This is a genomic window from Plantactinospora endophytica (assembly GCF_016862915.1).
In the GTDB taxonomy this organism is placed as follows: domain Bacteria; phylum Actinomycetota; class Actinomycetes; order Mycobacteriales; family Micromonosporaceae; genus Plantactinospora; species Plantactinospora endophytica.
This window is the reverse complement of sequence record NZ_BONW01000058.1, coordinates 1-18,851: the sequence shown is the minus strand read 5'-3', so window position 1 is coordinate 18,851 and position 18,851 is coordinate 1. Positions and strand designations below refer to the sequence as shown.

Annotated in this window: 10 protein-coding genes and 3 pseudogenes; 7 read left to right on the top strand and 6 right to left on the bottom strand. The window is 66.3% G+C overall.

From position 1 onward, the window contains the following. Positions 1-169: IS110 family transposase (locus tag Pen02_RS42740; protein ID WP_275413677.1), on the bottom strand; the 169-nt coding region annotated here is incomplete at its 3' end. A 352-nt stretch (positions 170-521) separates the two neighbouring features. Between Pen02_RS42740 and Pen02_RS40815 the strand changes: the two genes are divergently transcribed. From Pen02_RS40815 to Pen02_RS42380, 3 genes are read left to right on the top strand one after another with little or no spacing between them, the layout of a single operon-like run. Continuing rightward, positions 522-1,958 carry a VMAP-C domain-containing protein gene (locus tag Pen02_RS40815; RefSeq protein WP_203871576.1) on the top strand — a complete coding sequence of 479 codons (1,437 nt, stop codon included), beginning with the start codon at positions 522-524 and terminating at the stop codon, positions 1,956-1,958. Beyond that, positions 1,955-2,989, top strand: coding sequence for an AAA family ATPase (locus Pen02_RS40810; protein ID WP_203871575.1), 1,035 nt, complete (start codon positions 1,955-1,957; stop codon positions 2,987-2,989). The genes Pen02_RS40815 and Pen02_RS40810 overlap by 4 nt, the downstream gene beginning before the upstream one ends. Next, positions 2,986-5,343: an SAV_2336 N-terminal domain-related protein gene (locus Pen02_RS42380; protein ID WP_239142026.1), complete on the top strand. Its 2,358-nt coding sequence runs from the start codon at positions 2,986-2,988 to the stop codon at positions 5,341-5,343. The genes Pen02_RS40810 and Pen02_RS42380 overlap by 4 nt, the downstream gene beginning before the upstream one ends. A 29-nt stretch (positions 5,344-5,372) precedes the next feature. Here Pen02_RS42380 and Pen02_RS40800 read toward each other — a convergent pair whose 3' ends face one another. Continuing rightward, the gene (locus tag Pen02_RS40800) at positions 5,373-7,058 is read right to left on the bottom strand and encodes an effector-associated domain 2-containing protein (RefSeq protein ID WP_239142028.1); all 1,686 of its coding nucleotides are present in this window, start codon (positions 7,056-7,058) and stop codon (positions 5,373-5,375) included. Positions 7,059-7,246: 188 nt separating this feature from the next. Here Pen02_RS40800 and Pen02_RS40795 point away from each other — a divergent pair, with 188 nt between their 5' ends. Beyond that, entirely contained in the window at positions 7,247-8,974 is a 1,728-nt protein-coding gene (locus Pen02_RS40795) for a protein kinase domain-containing protein (protein WP_203871573.1), read from the top strand. Positions 8,975-9,144: 170 nt separating this feature from the next. Here the strand turns inward: Pen02_RS40795 and Pen02_RS40790 are convergent. Then, positions 9,145-10,451, bottom strand: a pseudogene (locus tag Pen02_RS40790) (IS701 family transposase). Between the two features lie 209 nt (positions 10,452-10,660). On the opposite strand from Pen02_RS40790, the pseudogene Pen02_RS40785 reads away from it, so the two are divergent. The 3 genes and pseudogenes from Pen02_RS40785 to Pen02_RS40775 all read left to right on the top strand — a co-directional run. Beyond that, positions 10,661-11,569, top strand: a pseudogene (locus Pen02_RS40785) (transposase family protein); the annotation flags it as partial. 177 nt (positions 11,570-11,746) lie between these two features. Continuing rightward, positions 11,747-11,923: pseudogene (locus Pen02_RS40780) on the top strand (transposase); the annotation flags it as partial. 1,099 nt (positions 11,924-13,022) lie between these two features. Continuing rightward, positions 13,023-13,628 carry a hypothetical protein gene (locus tag Pen02_RS40775; RefSeq protein ID WP_203871572.1) on the top strand — a complete coding sequence of 202 codons (606 nt, stop codon included), beginning with the start codon at positions 13,023-13,025 and terminating at the stop codon, positions 13,626-13,628. Positions 13,629-13,707: 79 nt separating this feature from the next. Here Pen02_RS40775 and Pen02_RS40770 read toward each other — a convergent pair whose 3' ends face one another. From Pen02_RS40770 to Pen02_RS40760, 3 genes are all read right to left on the bottom strand, one after another. Beyond that, positions 13,708-14,733 (bottom strand): CBS domain-containing protein, encoded by a 1,026-nt coding sequence (locus Pen02_RS40770; protein WP_203871571.1) that lies wholly within the window; start codon positions 14,731-14,733, stop codon positions 13,708-13,710. After that, positions 14,730-16,535, bottom strand: a complete 1,806-nt coding sequence (locus Pen02_RS40765) for a GmrSD restriction endonuclease domain-containing protein (protein ID WP_239142027.1) — start codon at positions 16,533-16,535, stop codon at positions 14,730-14,732. The genes Pen02_RS40770 and Pen02_RS40765 overlap by 4 nt, the downstream gene beginning before the upstream one ends. A 95-nt stretch (positions 16,536-16,630) precedes the next feature. Continuing rightward, on the bottom strand, positions 16,631-17,389 hold the full coding sequence (locus Pen02_RS40760; protein ID WP_239142025.1) for a 3'-5' exonuclease: 759 nt from the start codon (positions 17,387-17,389) through the stop codon (positions 16,631-16,633). Positions 17,390-18,851 lie beyond the last annotated feature (1,462 nt).

The window sequence follows — 18,851 nt, the reverse complement described above, 5'->3', positions numbered from 1 at the left end:
CCGCCCATCGGATCGGCTCCTGGCGCTCGGCGAGCCGGTCAAGGAGGTTGCTGATGGTGTGCTCGTCGTTCGGAAGCCGTTCGGACAGGGCCACAGTGGCGTCATCGTCGATGACGCAGATGTGGTGGTGGGTCTTGCCGACATCGACGCCAGCCCACAGTGAAACCACAGACACTCCTCTCGTCCGGTGTTATTCAGGAGTCCAGGTGCGCCCCGATCCGTGTCACACGTAGGTCAGGGGACCACCTGACAAGATCGCCAAGCATATGAACGGTTCAACGCCGGCGGCGACGGTCGGTGAATCGCCCACGACCATTGAGTGAGGTACGGTGTCGAGCGCGGTGAGCTTGCCCAACCCCCGATGACGGTGACCTTATGGGCGCGGGGTGCGGGGTGCGCCGCTGCGGTCGGCTTTGGCCTTCGAGGGGTGCCGGATTTGGGCAAGAGCCAGGTGGGAGTGTGGTGATCGGGGTGGTGTGGACCGTGGGCCCGCGAGCGTGAGCACCTACAGTCCCGCGTGGGTGTCGGAATCGCTGCCACGGATCGTCGGCGCGTTCGAGCGGATTGACCTAGTCGCCGAGTCGGCGGTTCGAACCAGAATCCTCGGTCTTGTCGAACTGGAACTGCAGGCCGAGGATCCGTCTCGCACCCTGACCGTGGTCCGGTTCAGCGAGCGACGGATGGATCTGGTCTCCATCACCGAGGCATGCTTGCGGATCCCTGGCGGGGTTCGGGCACTCCGCGCGGTGGTGATCCTGCTGTGCGGTGGTGGAAGCGGGCCGGCGTCGCACTTCGTGGACGAGTGCGACCGGGCGATTGAGCGGGAGCCCGGTCTGTTACGCGATGAGGACCGGGCGGCCCTTCTCGACCTGCTCGACGGCATCTCGATGCGCGGCGACGTCGACGTTCCCGCTCTGTTCGCAGAAGCCACCGGACCGGCACCCACGCAGACCACCGTCGCCCTCCTGCACGGTGCGGTGCGGCAACTGGAACGGCGCGGCACGGCGGTTCACTTGTTCCGCTTCCTCGAGCTGGTGTCCGCCCACTCGACCGAGGCGGACGCGGGCGACGGCCTCCGAGCATGGATCGACGCTCACCTGACCCTCGTCGAACCGCACCGCCATGCGGAGGTGATTGACCTGCGCCGACAGTTGGCGGGACGAGCGGTTGGAGGCAGCGTGAGGACATCGCTACTCGTCCGGGTCGAGCCGCTGGAGGACGAGACTTACAGTGTTCTAGCTTGGCTGGGGCAGACCGACTCGGTGTTTGGACCGAATCTCGGGCCCGAGGACGTTGTGACGCTGCCCGAGCTGCAGCAGTGGCTCCGCCAGCTGATTCACCGGTATGCGCACGGAGCGCTGCACCCGCAACGCCGACCGATGATCGAGTTCATCCTCCCATCGAGTCACTTCAACGAGCCGGTGGACACCTGGCAGCTACTCGACGGCCAACGACTGGGTGTGCAATACCAGGTAACGGTTCGCCCGATGACGCGGTCCCTGTCCGCTGGCGAGTTGCTGAACGACCGCTGGAAGACTCTGGTGGCCGGTGTCAACGCGGAGAGCCCAGCGCCGGACTCGATGTGCTGGGTCGACTCGACCGTCGAGCCGCTGCCCGACGAGCTGGTCTGTCCACCATGGGCCTGGCTCGCCGTCACCTGTCCGCTGATCAGCACCACGGCCGGCGCCGATGCGCTACTGGACACGGGAGCGCCGGTCGCGGCCTGGCTGCGCGGCAGCCAGCCCACCGAGGTCCGGCGCACTGTACTGGCGGGGCTTGGTAAAGGTCGACTGGTCACCCAGCTTCCGGACGCCGTCCGGAAGTTTCGCGAGTACGGCTGGCGGAACCCAAATGATCATCGACGGGATCTCGTGCTGCTCTGGGACGATCCGACTCGACCACCGCCACCCCCACACCCAGTCGCCGCCCCACAACCGAAGGACGTACCGCTGACATGACTGGCTGGTTGATCTACCGTGGTGACGGAAGACCCCACGACGGTATCCTGCGGCTCCCTGCCCCGCCGAACTGGCGGACGTTCGACGGCGGACCCCCCCTGCCCACCCCGTCCGGCAATGAGTCCGGTACGGATCGGCGCCTCGGCAGCGCTGGCGGGGCAATCGCCGCGAACAGCACCGCAGTACAGATGGTTAATGCCGCCCTGTATCTGCGCCGGCCGCTGCTCGTCACGGGCAAGCCGGGGGTCGGCAAATCCGCCCTCGCCTTCCAGGTAGCGCACGAGCTACAACTCGGTCCGGTGCTCACCTGGCCGATCTCCAGCCGATCGAACCTGCGCGAAGGGCTGTACGAGTACGACCCGATCGGCCGGCTTCGGGACGAGAACCTTCGCCAACTGATGACTACCGGCAGATCCAACGAGCGCGACACGGATGACGTGAGCATCGGCCGCTACCTCACACTTGGTCCGCTCGGCACCGCGCTCCTGCCGTTCGATCGCCCTCGGGTGCTGCTCATCGACGAGATCGACAAGAGCGACGTCGACCTACCGAACGACCTACTCAATGTGCTCGAGGACGGTCAATACTTGATTCCCGAACTTCGTCGGCTCGCTGGTCAATCTGAGCGGATCGTGGTGCAAACCTCAGATCCTCATGGTCGGGCGCCGGTGATCAATGGGCTCGTACGGTGCCGAGCCTTTCCGTTTATCGTGCTCACCAGCAACGACGAGCGGGAGTTCCCGCCAGCGTTCCTGCGTCGTTGCATCCGGCTGACATTGGCCGAGCCGACCGCCGAGCAGCTTGCGGCCATGGTGGCGGCACATCTCGGTGCCAACGTCGCGGACCGCGCCCAGCACATGATCGACGAGTTCACCAGCAGGCGGAACGGAACGGGCACATTCGCGACCGACCAGCTACTCAGCGCGATCTACCTGCGTTACTCGAGCGCCGATTCGAACACGGATATCGCCGTGCTTCGTACCGTGGTCGACCACATTCTGGCTGATCTGAACGATCCAGGCCCGACATGACATCGGGACTCGCCGCCGCGCTGCGCGCCGCGGGAATCTCGCCAAGCGTGACCGACCTGGCCGAAACACTGTGGCTGGCGCAGTTCATCGACAGTACTGCCATGCCGCCGGCATCCGAACCGTCCGCCCACGGCCCAGGACAGCCGGCGAGGTCACCGGACGCCGACGGATGCGTGCCCGTACCGGTCGGCACCACCCCCATGCCCCTTCCAGCCGGAGCGCCGCTCTACCCATACACCTCCGAGAGCGACCGGCTCGGTGACCTCACGGACGCCCTGCGGATCCGTGGCCCTCGTGTACCGGCGCTGCGCGGCGCGTTGGGGCTCGGCCGAGCGCTGCGAGCGGTGCGGCGGAACGTCCCGTCGCGGCACGAAATGAGCGTGGACGAGGCCGAGACCGCCGAGCAAATTGCCGAGGAAGGTCTCTGGATTCCGGTCCTTTGCGCGGCAACCGAGCCGGAGGCGGACCTGGCGCTCATCGTCGACTCGTCAATGTCGATGGCCGTCTGGGACGGCACGGTACGCGAACTGGTGCTGCTGATGCAGCGACTGGCCGCCTTCCGGGCGATCCGGGGGTACACCGTCGATCCGAACGAGAACGGGAGGCTCAGCCTGCTGCCTCTGGGTGGGCGCGTCGCGACGCCTGTCGACCCCGACTCGATCATCGACCCGACCCGGCGCCGGTTGATGATCGTTGTCACCGATGGCATCGGCTCGGCATGGTACGACGGGCGGATGGACGCGCAATTGCAACGGTGGGCGCGCGTCAATCGACTTCAGGTAATCGACCTGCTGCCGCGCCGCATGTGGTCGGCGACCGGGATACGCACCGGCACGCGGCCGGTTAGCGGAGCCACCCGGCGCGGCGACCGTGTTCCCGTTCCGGTGGTGGAGCTGTCCTTGGCGGCCCTGCGGCGTCGCGCCGGCTCATTCGGCGAAGCCCGCGGTGCCGCAACACTCTTGCCACCGGACCCGTCCGCCACCGTCCCGCCGCCGATCGCCGAGCCAGCGGAGCTGGTACGCCGGTTCCTCAGCCTAGCCTCGCCACCCGCACAGCAGCTGGCCGGATACTTTACGGCGGCGCCGCTCACGCTGCCGTCCATGCGCCTTATCCAGCAGGTAATGCTGCCTGACTCCGACACCACCCACCTCGCCGAGGTGTTTGTCGGCGGCCTGCTACGGCAACGGTTCGCCAACAGGCGTCAGGTCGACATCGATACCGTCGAGTTCGAGTTCCTCCCCGGCGTACGGGATCTCCTCCTCGATCGGACTGATCGGTTCGACGTGATCCACGTGCTCAGCGCGCTGTCCGGTTATGTGACCGACCGGCTCGGGCAGCCCTTCGACTTTCCAGCGCTGCTGCTCGACCCGGACCACGCACCAATTCCCGATCTGCGGACCGGGACGCTGCCGATCGCGCTGATCACCGCGTCGGTGCTCCGTGGCCTAGGCCCGAGATTCGCCGGCCTGGCAGACCGGTTGACCACCGCCGCGAGCCGCTCCGCAGTCTTGGCTCCGCCAGCGGCAATACTCGCCGAGCCGCCGTCGCCCCCAACATCGCCCGCCGAGCCAGCACCGACCACGACAGCTTCGGCCGCCACCGGTCCGCCTCGCATCGAGCTGTCGTTGACGCCTGAGGCGAGTCCGGAGCCTGGGCAGGTTACCGAGCCCGGGCAGTCGGAGATGCAGCAGGCCGCCGCGACCACTACGGCGTTCGTGACGCGTGTACTGATTGTCGACAGGCATCCGGTGGTGCGGCGTGGGCTGCGCACCATGCTCGAGGGCGAGTCGTGGGTGAGTGAGGTGTTCGAGGCGGCGACCACCGCCGAGGCGGTCAGCACCGCGATCGGCGAGCGGATCGAGGTGATCGCGATGGATGTGACGCTGCCGGACGGTGACGGTGTCGACGCCACCGCGCGGATCATCCGCTCCCGTCCGGAGACCAAGGTGCTGATGCTGACCGCGGCCAACGACGAGGAGATCGTGGCCCGGGCGCTGCGGGCCGGGGCCCGTGGTTACGTCCTCAAAGACACTGATTTGGATGCCGTCATCGACGCGCTGCGTACGGTCGCCCAGGGCGGTGTCGTGTTGGGACCGGGGATCGGGCCCTCGGTGCTGACCGCGCTCAACCGGGGCCCGGTTGAGCTGCCCGCCCCGTTCAACCAGCTCACCGCCCGTGAACGGGACATCCTCGGTCGGCTCGCCTTCGGTGACACCAACGCGAAGATCGCACGGCACTTCGGACTGAGCGAGAAGACGGTACGCAACCAGCTCGCCGCGATCTTCGCCAAGCTCGGCGTCACCGACCGGGTGCAGGCGGCACTGCTCGCACGTGACGTCGGGATAGGCAGCTGAGCCCAGATCAGGCGGCCCGACGAGGTGCGTCAACGACTATCTTCGAACAGCCGGCTCGTCTCGACCAGGGTGATCGCCCGATGGACCTGCGAATCCTCAGCAGGCAGCACCGCGCGCAAGATGTCCAGCAGGGCGCCACGCCCGACCTCACCGAACCGGGCACACCCCTGCAGGATGGCGATGATATGGGTGCGCGCGTTCGGCCCCTCGTTGATCCAGCCGCGGATGCTTGGGGGCAACAGCAGAATGATTTGGCTACGGCCGGCTGCACTCGCGAACTCCGGCAACTCGTCGAACACGTCGGCGAGGGCTCCCAACTCGGCGACCGGCGAACGTTGATCACCGACACTGTGACGGGCGCGCCCGACGACACCGCTCGTAGTACCCTGGGGTGGCAACGCGGGAACCATACCCAACGGCGACTCGACGTAGGCCGGCTGATCGGTGATCACGCGGAGCAACTCCTCGACACCGGCCACCGACAGCTCTTTGACCGAGTAGACCGTGCTGCTCGTCGGCCCGAGCCACCGCGGAAGAGCGTCGGCACCTTCTCCTGGCAACAACACCGGCAGGACCTTGCGAGTCCACGTCTCGCGATCCTCGTAGTAGTGGTCCCGCAGCAGCGCGCCCTCGAACTGGACGCCGCGCCCCTCGTCCGGCGCTGCCTCGCCTTCAGCCCGGCGCCGATACTCATGCGACGCAATCACGAGGACATAATCGGCTGACCGGAATTGCTCCAGCATCCACAGAGTCCAGTCCTGGCGCCTTGCGGTCGCCGGCAAGTCGAGCCGGGCGTCCACTCCGCTCTCGCGGAGCAGCAGCCACAGATGTCGGACCGCCTCGACGTGCAGGGCCGAGGCGTGCGCGTACGAAACGAAAACCCTGACCGGTTGGCCGTCGATCAATGGAAGCCTCCTCACATGACGTCCCAGTATCGCGCGCCCCTGGTGGACCCTGACACCCTGTCGCGGAACACCTGCCGCCGAGGCTGCTTCAGCCTCGCCGCGCGACCTGCCCTCGCGCTCGGTCCGGGCCGCCAGCACGTCGACATGTACGTCACTGGCGCTTGGTAGCAGCAAGCCACATTCGATGAAACCGTCCAGGAATCCCGGATCGATGTGACTCAGCTGCGGGTAGCCGACCTCAACCAACTTTTGCCGGGCGCTGTCCAGACGGTCCCGGACGGCACCCGGACTACAGCGGAGGACGCGCGCGACGGCTTCGACCTTGCGCGCCCTCGGCTGTAACACCGGTGGCCAGCGCAGGTGATCGCGGAATGTGGCCCGCAGGACCCTCAGTTGAAACGCGTCGAGGGACGCTTCTTTCTTGTAATCGGTCGGCGGGTGCCGGCTTGTGTGCCCCTGCGGCCCAGCCGGGATGACGGACGCCGTTTGATCATCGAGCAGTACCCAGTAGGTGCGGTCGTCGCCACCGACCAGGCGTAGCGCGATCCAGCACGCCCTCACCAGACTCATGCCAGTCACACTCCGTTGACGGCCGAGTCCCCAGAGGTAGAGTTCCACGCCGTTCTGGTTTGTCGGCGTGACCTGCCAGCCCTCGGGCACCGAAGTGACGGTTAATGCGAGATTCGATACCCGTAGGTCGAGCGGGTCCGTAGCGATCGTGACCGCCCCCGCCCTGCCAACCGTGATCGGCGAGCCGTCTCGCGGCTCGGTATCCACACGAAGGCGGATCCCCGCCGCCGACTTCTCCACTACCGTCAACCGTTTAGCTGACACGCTTCCTCCACGCGGGCAGAAAACCTGACGCGTCTCGGGCGACACAGCGATCGCCCGTCAACCGACCGATGTGAACAATAGAGTGGCGATGAACTCCGACCCCTCCAGGGGAGCCGATGACAAGCAATCTGTACCTCGGGCCACTCGACGACCATGATCGATACGTGGTGATCGGCAAGATCGGCAGGGGCGGCGAGGGTACGGTGTACGAGGCGGACCTTCGGCTGACGCCGTCGTCGACAGACCCGGTGGCGGTAAAGGTCGAGCAACCCACCGGCGATATGACGGTCGCCCGTGAATGGTTGGGCCAGCAGCACCTGCTGCAGAGCCTCGCCCATGAAGGGCTCGTGAAGATCCGCTCGATGTTCCTCGGCTACGCGCCGCATCCAAAGGGACAGCAGCAACCGACGGCCGTCGACGGCGAACCATCGCCGGTGACACCCGACCCGGGAGTCCTTCACCGGTACACCGTCATGGACCGGATAAACGGTCACGCACTCGGCGACTGGTTGGACAAGCGGCTGCTGATGGATCCATATCTGGTCATCAGAGAGCGACTCGAGCCGCTAGAGTCGGTCGCGGAAGCGCTCGACAAGCTACACACCGCCAATGATCGCCGTCAGCCTATCGCGCACGGCGACGTGAAACCCGGAAACATTCTCGTACCGCACGGCGCAACCAATGGAGTTCTCGTCGACTTCGGCATGACACAGCTCCTAGACGGTAAACGACGCCGAGCAGTCAGTGGAGCGTACGCCGCACCCGAGCTCCACGACCGCAACGGTATGTGCACCCCGGACGCCGATCGGTACGCTTTCATGGTCACCGTCGTGCATATGCTCCTCGGATACGCGCCTCCGACTCGCGGCGACCGACTCGATCTGGAACAATTGCGGCAAATACTTCCGGTCACCGCGCTGCTCGGGCCCAAGCCGATCCTGGTCCGGACGCTGCTGAGCGCGCTATCGGCGGCACCTCGCCAGCGTCCCCGCAACCTTGCTCGCTGGCTCCGTGAACTCCTCTCCATCGTCTCGACCTCGGCGCTGCCGATCGACACCGCCGACCGCCTGGCCAGCGGCGTCGACGCGCGTGTCCCCTTAGGCACACTCCGAACCCCGGGACGGCCGCGCGGTGGGGGTGCGCAGCCTGAAGCCGTGCCCCCGCGTGCATCCCGCCCGCCAGCCGACGTCACTGGGTCGTTCCGCATCCTCGTGGTGCTCGTCGGATTCGTGGCCATCATTGGTGGCGGCGTATACGCCTATGGACAGTCGGGTGCCGGCCGGGGCGCGAGTCCCACGAATGCACCCTCGGCCGGCGGCATGAGCGTGGCGCACACCACCGCTGCCCCGCCGCCGACCGCCGCGAGGACGACGCCTGCGCCCCAGACGCCGGTACGGACAAACCCCGCCACCCTTACTGCGGCGGAAGGGCCGAGCCTAACCGCGCCCGTGGTGCCGCCCCCGCCCCCGGTGCTGTACCTCTCGGTGACGAAAAGGGTCCAGGACAGTGGTGACACCATGGTTTTTGGCCCGGCCACAATCTTGAAGACCCCGTACAACCGTTCCATCGCGCTATGCGCCGACGGAGTTCTTGGCTCTAACCGCTGTGCTAACAACGGCGAGCCGACCTGGGTCGAGTACACCGTCAGCGCGGTATACCGCCGGCTTACCGGCACCATCGGCCTCTCGTCGGAAGCGCCCAAGAACTGCAGGCTCTCTGCCCAGGTGTTGGCCGACGACACCGAGCTGTTCAACCAGGAACTGCAGTTCGGCGAAGCTCATCCGCTGGACTACAAGATCGGTTACGCGTTGCGAATCCGGCTTCAGATGCATGCTCTCGCCGGCAATGGCCGCTGCGATCTCGTTTTCGGCGACATCGCGCTACGAAAATAGGGGCCCGGCCGAGGGTTTGCCGGTACAGAACGCGCCCCCGTTGCCCCGCCGGAGCACATCGCCATCCGTCGGACAACGACACTGCCCTGGCCGCTGCATCTGGCCAGGCAGATCGAGCATGACCTGCTGCGGCCCGTCAGCGGAAACGGTGTGGCGCTCGTAAACTCGGCTTAGTACGGCAGCCGCCGTTCGGGATCATGGCTGAAGTTCAAGGTTGAGGCGGCGTGCGTAGTGGGCTCGTCGGGCTCGGGCTTTGATGCCGTCGCCGCCAGCCTGACCAGTGCAAACGATGGGCGAGGTCGCTGATTGGCCAGATGATGCAGGCGTTGATCAGACGACGGACCTCGTTGACGGTCAGCTTGATCAGTCCGGTGTCGGTCGGGTCGTTGTGGGTCGCATCGGCGGCGCAGATCGCCAGGACGGCGAGGGCCGCCAGGGCGAGGGTGGTAAACCGGTGCCAGGAGTCCCAGCGGCGGACTTGGTGCTGGTCCAGACCGACCTGGCTCTTGGCGGCCTGGAAGGCTTCTTCGACGGTCCAGCGGATGCCGGCGACCCGGACGAGCTGGGCGAGGGTGGCCGGTCTGGGGGTCCAGCAGCGGTAGAAGGCCAACTCGCCGGTGGTGGTGTTGCGGCGGATCAGGAGGCTGTGCCGGCCGCCGTCGTCGGGGTCAGCGTCGGTGCACACGTCGTCGAGCCAGGCCCAGTCGTAGAAGCGCGGTCCCTTCGACCCGGCGCCGGCTGAGCGGCGCTGCCACGCGGAGGCAGGCAGGTCAGCCGCGATCCGGTCGGCGCGGACCCGGGTCTTGCCGCCATCGATCGGCACCAGATGGCTGCGGGACACGGCAAGGACGTAGCCCAGTTGGTGTCCGCGCAGGTGGGCGCGGAACGCTGCGCTGTTGCCGTAGACCTCGTCCGCGGCGGCCCATTCCGCCGGCACCCCGGCACCGAGGGCCGCGGTGATCATTTCAGCGGCCAACTCAGACCGAGTGGCGAATCCGATCTCGTCGGGCACGCCGGCGGCCTGGCAGCGGTCCCGGTCGTCGGTCCACGACGCCGGCAGATACACCCGCCGGTCGATCAAGGTGTGCCCGTCGGCGCCGGCGTAGCCCAGGAACACCCCGACCTGGCTGTTCTCGATCCGCCCAGCAGTGCCGGTGTACTGCCGCTGCACCCCGACCGTGCGGATGCCCTTCTTCAGGTCGCCGGTCTCGTCGACCACCAGGACCCCATCCGGGCCACCGAACCGGTCGGTGATCAGCTGCCGCAGATCGTCACGGACGGCATCAGCGTCCCACACCGCCCGGTACAACAACCTTTGCATCGCGTCGGGTCGGGCGTGCCCGGCCCGCTCGGCCAACTGCCAGCACGTCTTGACCTCAAGATCGGACAGTAGTCCCGTCACGAACCCCGCCGCCGCACGACGCGGTTCCACTCGCCCGAACCGGCCCGCGAAGCACCCCAGCACCTCGGCCAGCACTCGCTCCCACCGAGCAACGGCTACGCTGTGGCACGCGGCCACCGCAAGATCTGATGTTGTGTCCACAACGCACAGACGATCATGCGGTGGCCGTCTCGCGTACACCCCCGTTCACCAGCAAGATCTCAAACGGCGGCTGCCGTATTAGGTGCCGTGACGTGCGGCTTTGTGCGTCGCCAAGCCAGCGGTGACAGCGATGATCTGAGACCATGAGCGCGTCGTTGGTCTATCTCCTACTCCGCCAGATCCCGCAGATGCTGATCCAGCTCGCCCGTGGCGACGGCGCCAAGGACGTCGAGCTACTCGTGCTGCGCCATCAGGTCGCGGTCGTGCGTCGCCAGATCTACCGCCCCGAGCTGCGTCAGCAGGACCGGTTCGTGCTCGCGGCCCTGTCCCGACTCCTGCCCCGCGAGCGCTGGTCGGCGTTCTTCGTCACCCCCGCCACGCTGCTGCGCTGGCATCGCCAACTGCTGGCCCGGTACTGGACCTACCCGCACGCTCGGGCTGGACGCCCACCAGTCGACCCGCGCCTGCGCCTGCTGATCCTGCGCTTGGCCCGCGAGAACCCAACCTGGGGCCACCGCCGTATCCAGGGCGAAATCGTCCGGCTGGGCCACCACATCGCGCCCAGCACCGTGTGGAAGGTCCTGCACACGGCCGGCGCCGACCCCGCTCCCAGACGGTCGGGGTCGACCTGGACGCAATTTCTCACCACTCAGGCCCGCACCATCCTGGCCTGCGACTTCTTCACCATCGACACCGTGCTGTTCAAACGGCTCTACGTGCTCTTCTTCCTGGAACTGGCTACCCGCCGCGTGCACGTGGCGGGAGTGACCGCCCATCCCACCAGCGCATGGGTCACCCAACAGGCCCGCAACCTCCTGCTCGACCTTGAAGACCACGCCGATGGGCCGCGGCGGCTGCTACGCGACCGGGACACGAAGTTCACCGCAAGCTTCGACGCGGTCTTCACCGCCGCCGACATCGACATAATCCTCACCCCGCCGCGGGCACCCAGGGCCAACGCCCATGCCGAACGCTGGGTCGGATCAGCTCGACGCGAGTGCACCGACCGGATGCTCATCCTCGGCGAACGCCACCTACGCGCCGTCCTGACCGAATACGTCACCCACTACAACGATCACCGTCCACACCAGGCCCTCAATCAGGAACCACCCAGTCCACCCCGCCTACCCCACGACCGCCACGAAGATCCGAAGACGACCGGTTCTCGGCGGCCTGATCAACGAATACACCCAGGCCGCGTAGCCCGAACCGGATTTACGAGCGCCACAGGCGATCTCGCCCGTGCCGAGCCGAAGAAACTTCGGTATCGGCTCCTGCACGTCCCGGCCCGAATCGCCCGCACCGCACGACGGACATGGCTACGCATCGCCGACGGTTGGCCCTGGGCCGACCAGATCATCACCGCGTTCACGCGGCTCGCAGCGCTGCCCCGACCGCTGACCTGACCCGGAATCCCGCCCCTGCAACAGCCCGGAGGATCCCGGCTCACGCGCCGGGCCACCACCATGCCCACCAGCAGAAACACCACCAGCGACGGCCACACCGACCAAGATCAATCACTCATGAAAGACCGAGGTTAGGCAAGGTGATCTCGTGTGAGGGCAGACAACGCGATCACAGCCGCCGGTACCGCGCCGTGGGCGGCCACGTCGGGGACGATTCTGGAAAACCGATCAAGGGCAGCTCCGGCAGGAGCTGCGGCGGGCGTACTTCTACCAGGCCGGCATCTTCGAGCCTCAATGAAGGGCAGCTCTGGCAGGAGTTGCGGCTGCGTGCCGGGGTGTTCGACGCCCAGCGTCGACAGTCGCCTCAAAAAAGGCAGCTCCGGCAGGAGTTGCGGCCCGGCCCGTTGACGCTGCCGTCCTGGAAAGCGTCGCCTCAATGAAGGGCAGCTCCGGCAGGAGTTGCGGCAGGGTCAAAATCCTATCCGCCTTGACCAGCATCCAAGCCGCTCTCCCGCGAAGGGTGAACCTCCCATGGTCAAGATGGAGCCCCAGGACTGCGACAGTGGTGCGCAACAAGGTCTCCAAAGAACCCGGGGCGGTTCACTCCATCAAACCCGGGGCTTGACAGCTCGTCTGTCAGGGGTGCCCGTTTGTCAAGCTTGTCAAGCTGCACGCCGATCAGCCGGTCGGAGGTGCCGTGTTGCGTGCTGCCGGCCCGCGCCGACGTCCGCGCGGGGTCGGCGCAGCGGTCGCCCGACCATGTACCGTGCCAAAACTCGTTCCATGGCGGTGACCTGGTGTTTTGAAGATCGGCTCAGGCTGCCCGGTGGTACTCGTTGATCACTCCGCCCGCCCCGTGTGTCGTGTGGCCCGTGGCCCCGCGCGTCCTTGCAGGGAACGCGAGGATCATCAGACGGTGGCCGCCCCACATCCCCGCGACACGCCGAATCCACACAGGACTTCGCAGCCAGACCCGCAGCCAAGGTTAAAGAACAGGCTAAGACGGGTTTGATCTCACAGTGATCACACGTGTTCGATCGGACCCTTTACGATTGTGCGGCACCCGCAGCGCCCGCAAGCCGTCATACCAGGGGGAGCAGTGCCAATCATCAACGTTCCGCTCGACGTGCCGGACGACATCTTCGCGGGTCTGGAGACCGGTGAACTCACCCGCTACGGAGGGGTGGTGCGTGACGCTGCGGGCACAATCGTGAAACACCTCCAGGACGGGCTTTTCTCGGAGAATACGGCGGAAAAGGCAACCGGTGGAAAGGGTTCCAAGATTGTCGTGGCCAGCCTTGCGGTCGCAGCGGTGGTGGCGATCGGCGTCGCGGCGTACAAGGTGGTGACCGGTCGGAAGCAGGGTGCCGAGGCGCCGGAGTGCGTCCGCAAATTCACCACCTCGCTGGGTACCTACTTGGACGCGGCACGCGCCGGGAAACTCGGTGTCGACGAAGTCGAACTAGTGATTACGGATCTCGATGCAGTCAAGGCGGAATCCGACAGTGGCAGAATCACGGTCGACTTCGCCATCGACCGGTGGCAGGAACTGACCCGCATGGTGGCCGAACACACCCGGAAGCTAGCTGCAGCGAACGGAATCGGGGCGAGCGACCTCCGCGAGCTGTCCAATCCCTCCAACGTGATCGTCGAGCTGCGCTGCTACCTCGAAGCCCAGAGGAAGATCTACAGGAACGCTGCCTGAGCCAGCCCGGCCTCAGATCACCGAGCTGGCGACACCCTCCGCGCGGCTCCGCAGCAGGTGGCGGTGGCGGATGATCAAGTTACAAGAGCTGTTTGAGGAGTCCGGAGAACTGGTACAGCTCGTTGGTCTGCTGTTCGGTCAGTGGCTGCTCGTCGAAGTGTGCGATCTTGTTGCGGATGGTCCTGACCCGGTCGAGTTGGGCCACGAACTGTGCCCGGTCGACTCCCGTCCAGCCCAGTGACGCCCAGTTGGTGTCGGCGAGCTGAGCCAGCCGCGCGTCCTGCTGATCGGTGGCCAGCAACTTGACGTAGTCGCCGAACATCAGCTGCGCGAAGTCGCCCGACTGGTACCGCCTGCCCAATGCTCGGACCGGATCGCCCGCCAATTTGGGTGCGAGACACCGCCGGATACGGAACTCGATCTCGCCGACGAGGAAGAACGGCTGGGCGAGGGTGTGGAACCGCGCCGTGATGTCGGCACCGGTGATGATCCCGGCGAAGGTGCCGTTGTTCTCCCGGACTAGGAGGTATCCGCACCGCTGGAGTTCCGGCAGGCGCGTGAAGAGCTCGTGGTGCACCTCGGCAAGCGGGAGGTCATCGCGGACCATCGCGCTGGCCAGGGTCGGCACCTCGCCCCTCTCGTAGCGGGCAGCGATCGAATCCCACGTGATGACGCCCTTGAGGTCGGCAAGGCCGTCGATCACCGGCAGTTGCGAGAAGTTCTTCTGGCGCATCCTGTGGGTCGCGGTGCTGAGCAGGTCGCTGGAGTTGACCGACTCGACCCCGCTGCGCGCCGAGGGGACATCGCCGATTTTGAAAGACTGCTGAGGCAACGTGCCGGGGAGCACCTCCTCTTCGGCTTCATCCTCGGTCGCGGTGAACAGGCTCTTTGCGACGACCAACATCTCGGTCGAAAGCCCGCAGGTGGTGAACGACGGGCGGGTGTCCAAACCAACCTCGTGCAGTGCCTCCTGAATCATCGGCACGGTCTGGTGGTTGCGCACGCGCGTGCCGAACATGGCGAGGAGGTCGGAGGTTCGCAGGGTCTTGCCCTTGAACGCGAGGAGTTCCTCGTGGGTGGGACGGTGGGCGTCGACCATGCTCATCGATCCGACTCGGCACGGAAAACGGTGCGCTTGCCCATGGCCTCGTTGACCAGTTCGACGAGGCGAGCGGACCGGTCGGCGTAGAAGGCGGCGAAGTCGTCCTCATGCAGTGTGGCCGGATCGATGACGTGTGTGGCGACAACGTCGTCGAACCATTCGGGCCGAGTGCCGGCCTCCCGAGCGAGCACCTTAAGGTAGCTCGACGGCGAACCAGTGAGACTCTTGCTTGCCCGGTAGGACAGCGGGGTCTTGTTCACGATCGAGTTACCCCGGTTGTCGTCAGGGATGTTCCGGGCGAGCCAGTGCTTAGGGAATACCTGCCGGATGGCGACAGCATGCTGGATGAGAGCGCTGGCGGTCAGCGGTCCCTCGCTGTGGTACCAGTCGATCGCCCCCTGCTTCACGAGGAGCGCATAGATTCCCTTGTAAGCCGCGCTGTTGCGGGTGGTCAGGGTGTCCAGCCGGTCAGCCAGGAACGCCGCCTCCATGATCGTGTCAGGCAGGCCGGTTCGCGTTGGGGACATCGACGATCCATGCGATTCGCCTCTCACAGCCGCGATCAGTTGCTCGACGTCGCGGGTGAAGCGGCTCTCCGTGGCCCCGCCGTACATTTCGCCCAGCACGCCGCACCAGTACCAGCGGGTGAGCAGTTCACGGGCGCCCGGATCCTCCGCCTCGTCGTCGGAGAGGATCGTCCGCACCGCGGCCATCGGCACGAGCTGGGTCCGATACGGCAGGTCGGCGTGGCGCACGATCAGCTGCTCACTGAGGAACTCACCAACCCATTCGAGCGCGCGGGCGACCCGGGGGGCGATCCTGATGAAATCCACCAGCGGCAGGTTCAGCAGGTCGCGGCGCTTACAGGAGACCGCCATCGACGGCTTCTCCCGTTTGCGTTCCCAGGTGTTGACGAGCGTGACCGCTTGCAGGAAGTCGCTGCTGCTCAGCCCATCGTCAACGCCCTGCTCGGCACGCCCGAACACCGGGTAGGAGGTGACCAAGTTCTTCTTGATGTCGTGCCAGGCGTCCGGCAGCCGGTAGTAGTCACCGTGGGCCAGCTCGTACTCGCTGTCGCCGGCGTAGGTGGCGGTCAGCAACTCGAACACGTTCAGCGGGACGCCGCCGGTGTTGACCCGCTCGAACACGGAGCACACCGCGTCCTTGGTGGTCGTTGCGGCGAGTTTGATCATGGGGATCTGGAAGGACCGGACGTTGTGCAGGATTCCGTGCTCGAATTTGGCCCAGAGGTCCCAGTTGGCCTCGTCCATCAGGACGAACTCGCGCTGCCAGGCGGTGACCTTATTGCTGTCGAAGACGATGCTGAGGGGGAAGTGCCTCGCCTGGCATTCCAGCGTTCGGCTGCTGAGATCGAGTTGCACCCGGCGGGCGAAATCGGAGCGCAGGACCCGATCCTTCGGCACGGAAACGATGGCCTCGTCGCGGTCGGTGGACGAACCGACGGCCTTGGCGATGTCGACGTAGTACCAGCGCTCAAGTTCTCGACCGCGCTCGTCGGTGGTCCGCACCGGCTGGTCGAGATGCAGAGCCTGGTACAGCGAGGTGAGACGCTGCTGACCGTCCAGCAGCAGGAGATCCGGAGCGGTGGACCGGCCGGACTCCGCACCGGTGAGCGCGCGCGGCCGGAATGGCTTCTTGCCGCCGGTTTCCAGGGTCATGACGACGCCGAGCGGATAGTCGAGGGTGACCGTCGCGATCAGCTCCCGGATCCGCTGGTCGTCCCACTTCCACTCACGCTGGAAATCTGGAAGTTGCAGCACTCCCGACCCGATATCCGTCAACACCGTCTGCAACTTCGGACTGTCAAGAGCCACCCTGCGTTCCCCCTGGCATCAACTGGTGAGCAGCCATCGAACGTATCGATGGCTTCCACCACATGTCAACGCCGTAATTCCGTAGTGGAGACTTGATCACCGGCGCTCGACGGCAGCCCTACCAGGGGCGCCGGGATGAACGAGCTGCGGTTGCCATGCCAGAAGACCGCAAGTTCGTCGCGGGCGCGGGTCGCCGCGACGAACAGCCGCGAGCGGTCTCGGGCGCGTTCCTGCTGGTAACGCTTGGCGTCGGTGTCCCGGTATCGGTCGATCGCGCGCCGCGGGACGAGGCCGTCGCTGGCGCTGGCGATGATGACGCGCTGGTATTCCAGGCCCTTGAACCGGTGCATGGTCCCCACGTGGACGCCGTCGGGGCGAGCCGGGCCATCCGGGCCGATCTCCACGGCTTGGATGCCGTCATCGGTGAGCCACTGGATCACCTCGGCGACGTACTCCCTGGTCGGGACGCAGATAGCGGCTGAGCCGTCGGACGTGTTGGTCCAGGCGCGGAGTTGCCCGATGGTCAGGTCGCGTTCCCGACCCCACGTCGGTGCTCCGCGGAAGACCGGCGGCGCGCCGTGAAGCAGGGAACGGTACCCGTTGAGCGTGTCGGTGCCGCCGTCCAGGTCGTCGTAGGTCTCCCCGATGAGTAGTTGGGTCGCGACTTTCAGGATCTCCCGGGTAGTGCGGTAGCTGATGGTGAGCCGGGAGGATCGACGGCCCCTGATGTTTATGCCGACGGTGGACAGCGCGACCTGGTTGTCGTAGAGGCGCTGGTGGGTGTCGCCGACGATGAACATGTCGTCCGGGCCGATGGGGGTCATGGCGCGCAGGAGACGCTAGTGGGTGGGGCTGAGGTCCTGGGCCTCGTCCACGACGATGTGCTGGTAGCGGTAGCGCAGGATTTGCCCGGCCGCTGAGGACTCGTCGTTGGCGGCGAGGGTGCGTGCTTCCGGGTCGAGTTCGAGGCGGGCTGCGCGGGCGGCGATCTGGCGCCAGGTCCAGACACCCTCGCTGTCAAGTTGCTTGGTGAAGCGGTCGGTGAGCTGCCAGATGGCGTCTCGCTGTTCGCGGGTGATCGACTTGCCACGGCCGACACGTCGCGCGCGGAAGTATTCGTCAACCGGGGCAGGCGCCTCTTCCGGGAGGCGCCGGTGGCGAACGACGACCTGGCGGTATGCCTACCGGGCGGCGGCGCAGGTGATCAGGGTGCGGGACAACGACATCGCCAGCGCCTTGCTGAGGATCGTCACACCACCCCGCTACGGCCGGCTAATCCGGAACGACCCCCGCTCCGAGGTGCTCTAGCAGCGCGTTGCGACGCACGAGCTCGCCGGCACCCTCGTCTACCGACTCCACCAGGACGGCCGCGCCGCCACCGCCACCGCCACCGCCACCGCCACCGTGACCGTGACCGTGACCGTGAGAATGAGGTGCTGACCGGCAGCAGTCGCGGAGCCACCGTGCAAGCTGCAGCTGCGGGGGTCGTGGCGCAGGTTGCCGGGGAGCGGTTTGGGAGCAAAGGTGCGCTCCCAACTGCACCGAACGGCTCTTAGCTACCTTGACCTGCGAGTACCGGCTCCGCGCCGACTTGCGGCGCTTGCATTTTCGCTGGTCAGAGCGTTGCCCGATGTTCCTTGACACGGAAGAGGTCACTGGTTCAAACCCAGTATCGCCCACCAACTATATAAGCAGGTCAAATGGCTCGTTACCAGATCATCGGTAACGAGCCATTTTGCATCTGCTCCTTACGGTGGGAGCAAATTGGGAGCACATGATCATCTACGGGTGACCCTACGGCGGATCCGAGCGGTGGATGATGCCCTGCGGGGAGACCGCTCAACCAGATTCGGTGCGAGGGGCGTCGGACCACGTCGCTGGCATGCATGGACGTGGCCAGTTCTTCCCTGGTGTCGGGTGCGTGCGAGCGTGGCCAGCGACCACGATCTCTTCTTGGTCGCGGGGACTCATGAGCTGCTGGCCGACAGGGCCAGGCTGACGCCGGGTACTTACCAAACTTCGACCCGGGTATCCCGGTCCGACTCGAACCCGGTACGTCCGCCGACGGTGGCCCGGCCCGCCTCAGGCGCATGCTGCAGGCGTTCGACGCTCGTCGACGACAGGGGCGATCCCTTCGACCAGACCTCACCCTTGGCTGGCGGCCGCGACACTGCCCACCCGCCGGTCGGGATCGGTGACGCCTCTATATCCCGCCCTACGCTGGTCGCCAGCGGCCCGAATCGTCGCCTTCCGTGCGTGGTCCTCATAGCGACCGACGTCCGGATC